Origin of the sequence: Paenibacillus typhae (assembly GCF_900099765.1) — a bacterium.
Taxonomy (GTDB): domain Bacteria; phylum Bacillota; class Bacilli; order Paenibacillales; family Paenibacillaceae; genus Paenibacillus_AQ; species Paenibacillus_AQ typhae.
Map to the genome: position 1 here is coordinate 1 of NZ_FNDX01000082.1, position 5,116 is coordinate 5,116.

A 5,116-nucleotide genomic window follows, 5' to 3' on the forward strand; every position below is an offset into this window, starting at 1 on the left:
TTTTTTAGAAACCCGTAAAGAGACGTTCTATAAGTCCAGAAGACGAAGTGAATCGTCTGTGGGAAGGGAGTCCGAGGGGCTCATAGTACCAAGGAACCTAAGGACAACATAACCTTAGGGAGGGAAGGAGCCCTGCTTTGTTCATGTTTCACCAAGAGGTACGAGTCCGTGAATGCCCAAAGCGGCTAACGACACGCAAGAAAACACTCAAGAACTCGACAGGGGAAACTAGGTCATGGGCCAAGGCCAGAATGCTGCATGCCCATGAATGACGAACATCGGAAAGCCGTATGAGGGAAAACCTCACGTACGGTTTGATGAGGAGGGGCTGAATTTATTCAGCCCTTTACTCTAGCCTGTTCTCAGAACAGCTTACAGTGACAATAGACAGGAGGCGATGCTATGAACGGATCCGGGGCATGTATTGCCCGCAAAGACATGACGGTGCTGCTGGAATGCGGACATCCGGGATTCGAGGCCGCGGGCAAAGAGCTTGCAGATTATGCGGAGCTTGTAAAAAGCCTCCCGGCCTATCACACCTACCGGATCACTCCGTTATCCTTATGGAATGCTGCAGCCGGAGGAAGGACGGCTGAGCAGATTATCGCCAGTCTGCGGAATCTGGCACGATGGGGGATTCCGGCCGGACTGGAAGAAGAAATCGGCAGGCTGATCACGCGGTACGGGAGACTTACGCTGCATGCCCATGCAGCCGACAGCCGGCTGGTGCTGCTGCGTGCCGACAGCGCGTCGCTGCTGGATGAACTGGAAGGCCGCTCCGGACTGGACGGGCTTCACCTGAAAAGGAGCGGTGCGCTGGAATGCACATGCCCGGCAGGCTGCCGAGGGCTGCTGAAGCAGGAGCTGACAAGACTGGGGTACCCGGTGCTGGATTATGCCGGTTACCGGGAAGGACAGGAGCTGAGCCTTACCTGGAAACAGGATGGACCCAAGAGTGCAGGCGGCAATGAGGCTGCCTTCGGGCTCAGGGCGTATCAGGAGGAAGCGGTCCGTCTATTTTACGGGACAGGCGGCAGCGGGGTCGTTGTTCTGCCCTGCGGAGCGGGCAAGACCGTTGTCGGTCTAGCGGTAATAGAAAAGCTGCAGTGCGAGACTCTGATCCTGACTTCCAATACCACCTCGGTTGAACAGTGGCGGGAGGAGCTGCTGCAGCGGACCAGCCTTACAGGCGGTGAGATCGGAGAGTATACTGGTGAACGCCGGGAAGTACGGCCTGTTACGCTGGCTACCTATCAGATGCTGACGCACCGCCGCTCCAAGGGAGAGGGCTTTGTCCATATGAACCTGTTCAATGAGCGGAACTGGGGCTTGATTATCTATGACGAGGTCCATTTGCTCCCCGCTCCGGTATTCCGGGCTACCGCCGATATTCAGGCGACGCGGCGCCTGGGCCTGACCGCAACGCTGGTCAGGGAGGACGGCCGCGAGGGGGATGTTTTCTCGCTGATCGGGCCGCGCTGCTATGAGCTGCCCTGGAGATCGCTGGAGCAGCAAGGCTGGATCGCCGCTGTCGAATGTGTAGAGCTTGTCGTGCCGATGGAACCGGACCTGAGGAGCCGGTATCTCTATGCCGGAAGCAAAGAGCAGTTCCGGCTTGCGGCCGGCAACCCGTCCAAGGCTGCGGCTGCTGCCCGCATCATTGCGGCCCATGCCGGCTCAAAGGTGCTGGTCATCGGCCAGTACCTGGATCAGCTTAATGAGCTGGCCGCCCGCCTGAATGCACCGCTGATAACCGGGAAAACGCCGCAGCGCGAACGCAACGCGCTGTATGCGGCGTTCAACGAGGGGACGCTGAAGGTGCTGGTGGTATCCAAGGTAGCCAACTTTGCCGTTAATCTCCCCGATGCCTCGGTTGCAATCGAGGTCTCGGGTGCCTATGGCTCCCGCCAGGAGGAGGCCCAGCGGCTGGGGCGGATTCTGCGTCCCAAGCAGGGCGAGAACAGGGCCTATTTCTATACGCTGGTTACCGGTGACAGCCGTGAACAGGAATTTGCCCTGCGGCGCCGCCTGTTCCTGACAGAGCAGGGATATGAATATGCGGTCAAAGCGGCCGGACGGCCGGAGGAGGCGACGTCATGATGACTCTGAGCCCATCTGCCATGGAGGTGCTGAGCCGGATATGCACAGCATATGCAGACAGGCCGTTTGCAGCGGAGAAGGCGGAGCGGCTGCGTCCTGAAACGCTCTGCCGTGCTGAACAGCAGCTGGCCCTCCTGGAGCTGCGCCGGGCAGGGCTGGTTGAGCTGCGCCAGAAGGTCTGGGGCGAGCAGCTGTTCCAGATTCCGCCGCGGCAGCTGGCGGCAGTCCAGCAGGAGTATTACGCCTGTAAGCTTGAGCCGGTGACAGGTGAACACGTGGCGGCCCAGTGGCCGGCTGAGGCGGGACTGGCGGCGCAGCTGTTCCGGACGCTGGTGTTCATCGGCCGGGAGGGGCTTCCGCTGACTGCCAAAGGCAGCATCCACAAGAAGCATTCCGGCCGGCTGGCTGCCCTGCTGCCTGTGCAGGACAGGCATCTGCACGGTGTATTCCCGGAATCTCCGGCCAATGAGCCGATGCCGCTTTCTGTTAAGGTGCTCCTGGATCTTGCGCTGACGCTCGGACTGGTCATGGCCGGGGATAAAGCCTATCAGCTGGAGCAGGATGTATTGCAGAGCTGGCTGGACCTCGATGAATCACAAATGACAAGCCTTTTGTACAGTGTGATTCTGGAACGCTATGCAGCTGATGAGCCAGCCCTGCAGCATTTCCGCTATCTTTTGCCGTCTCCTGCTTTTGTGCCGGGGAGCTGGTATACGCTTGGCGGTATCCTGGACTTCATGCACCATTCCGGCCTTGCTGCCGGCAAGGAAGCCGGGATACTGCAGCAAGGCTGTCTCAGCTGGCTGCAGTGCCTGGCCGGCTTTGGCTGGTGTGAGCTGGGAATGACGGGCAGCGGGGAAACCTGTTTCCGGTGGACCGGATACAAGCCGGTGCTGCCCGCTGTAAAGCTGCAGGCTTCCGGTGCGGACTCCGGTTCCGCTTATCCCTTACCCGATAACGAATCAGCTGGAGGGAGCTTTATCATCCAGCCGGATTTCGAGGTGCTGGTTCTTCCGGATGTCTCCTACCGGCTTCGCTGGGGGCTCGCCGGCTGTGCGGAGCTGCTGAATATAGACGACGGGATATGGAGCTTCCGGCTGAGCCGGGAAGGGCTAGAGGAAGCGGCAGAACGGGGGCTGCCACCTGAGGAGGTGGCTAGCTGGCTTGCCGCCCATGCCCGCAGCGGGCTGCCTGAGCAGGTCAGGCAGTCTCTGGTCCAGTGGTCGCGCAGCATCGGACGGACCGCCTGGTCACAGGTCATCCTGCTTGCCTGCCGGGATGAAGTAGACGCTGCCGACGTTGCAGCCCATCCCCGGCTTGGGGATAGCCTGACCCGGATCGGCCCGCTTCATTTCATTGTGCAGCAGGGCCGTGCGGAACAGGTGCGCAAAGAGCTGGCAGCAGCCGGCCTGGCGCCGCCGCGGCAGATCGGCGGAACCGGGGAAGGGGACGCGGCGCAGCCGCTGTGTCTGCCTGACGCCGCCGCCTGGGCCGGGCCGGCTTATGTGCTCCCCTCACCGGAAGGCGCTTCTGGCCTGCTCGGCAGCAGGGCTGTACTGCGGACAGTTCCGGCAGCGTCAGACGGGGCGGGAGAGCCCTTGCTTCCAGGGGAAGACAGCATTCCGCAGATATGGGTAAGGGAATGGAGGGAGTACCATACAACTACGGCTAAAAAGGTGATGGAGCAGGCTTTCCGGTGGGGGATTAAGGTCCGCTTGTCTATAGACGGGGAAATCTGCGATTTCATCCCTGAGCAGCTCCGCGGGCATCCCTGGAGAGTGGCCGGCGGACTGATGCCTGCCGGAACCGGGCAGTGCGAGGAAGCGGAGCTGGCGCCGGGTGACTGGAAGGAAATGAAGCTGCTGCTCCCGCAGGAGCTGAGAAATTCTTCTTCTGCTTAGGTGACTGGTTATGTTATGATAGGGTAGTCTACACCATACTGTAGAACATCTGTACAGAAAAGAGTTGACGTTCATGAGCGTAGCGGAATTGAATACGGTCGATATGGCCGAAGTGCTGACATACGCCTATGAATTAGGCGATATGATTAATCAATCCGCTGAAGTGTCGGATTATTTATACTGGAAGGGGCGCGTAAACGCCAATCCCGAAATCCAGGCCATGGTCAGACGGCTGCAGAGCAAGAAGGAGCTGTTCGAGGAGACACAGCGCTTCGGGCATTTTCACCCGAATTACCATATGGCCAAGGACGAAGTGGCAGCAGTCGAGAAGGAGCTTGAGCTGTTCGAGGAGGTCGTCCGCTTCAAGCAGGCGGAGGCGACGCTGGACGACATTTTACACTCCATGTCGGAAGCGATCGCATTCTCGGTATCGGAGAGCATCAAGGTGCCAAGCAATGATCCGTCGCCAAAGGGCGGATGCGGCAGCGGAGGCAAATGCTCCTGCGGATAAGCTGCCCCTTGCAGGGGAGAGAACGAAAGGGCGGATGAGCTTATGTTTGCGGAACGGACAGGATATATCGTATGGGTCAGCGATGTCAAGGCGGCACGCAACCTTGAGAAATACGGAACATTGCATTATGTCTCCCGGAGGATGCATTATGCGGTAATGTATGTGAACGCGGAACGTGCCGAAGAGGTGATGAAGAACGTCCGCAGACTCTCATATGTGCGTAAGATCGAAAGATCCTACCGCAATGAACTGAAGACGGAATACACCAGCAACGGGCAGGACAAGTCACGTTATTACGGCTTGTAGGATAAGTTCATAGGCGGATCGGTATCAGGAAGCAGGCGCTCTAAGCGTCTGCTTTTTGCTTTGAAGGCGTGCCCAGAGGCACGCATTATCTAGTTGGTGCAAGTCCAACCAAGAGAGGGGCCAAGCCACTCTTGTAGCTAGGATGCTTGCGCATGGCGAAATCTATGTGTAAAAGCGCATCGACAAAAGTACCGGTCAGAGACCGGGCGAGCAACAACCCAGGCCGCAACATCAAGTGAATCCTGCCGCATCGTCAAAAAGGCCCTGCAAAGGGGAAAAGAGGGAGCCGAGTCTCGCT

4 protein-coding genes are annotated in these 5,116 nt (G+C 58.9%); all 4 read left to right on the forward strand.

Annotated features, from left to right (window positions below):
• Positions 1-402: 402 nt before the first annotated feature.
• On the forward strand, positions 403-2,100 hold the full coding sequence (locus tag BLR64_RS29785; RefSeq protein ID WP_090720328.1) for a DNA repair helicase XPB: 1,698 nt from the start codon (positions 403-405) through the stop codon (positions 2,098-2,100).
• A complete protein-coding gene (locus BLR64_RS29790) occupies positions 2,097-4,001 on the forward strand; it encodes a helicase-associated domain-containing protein (protein WP_090720330.1) in 1,905 nt (634 codons plus the stop codon). Before BLR64_RS29785 ends, BLR64_RS29790 begins: the two co-directional genes overlap by 4 nt.
• Positions 4,002-4,074: 73 nt before the next feature.
• Positions 4,075-4,512, forward strand: coding sequence for a YlbF/YmcA family competence regulator (locus BLR64_RS29795; protein WP_090720332.1), 438 nt, complete (start codon positions 4,075-4,077; stop codon positions 4,510-4,512).
• Between the two features lie 42 nt (positions 4,513-4,554).
• Positions 4,555-4,818, forward strand: a complete 264-nt coding sequence (locus BLR64_RS29800) for a YlbG family protein (protein ID WP_039872590.1) — start codon at positions 4,555-4,557, stop codon at positions 4,816-4,818.
• The last annotated feature ends 298 nt before the right edge of the window (positions 4,819-5,116 follow it).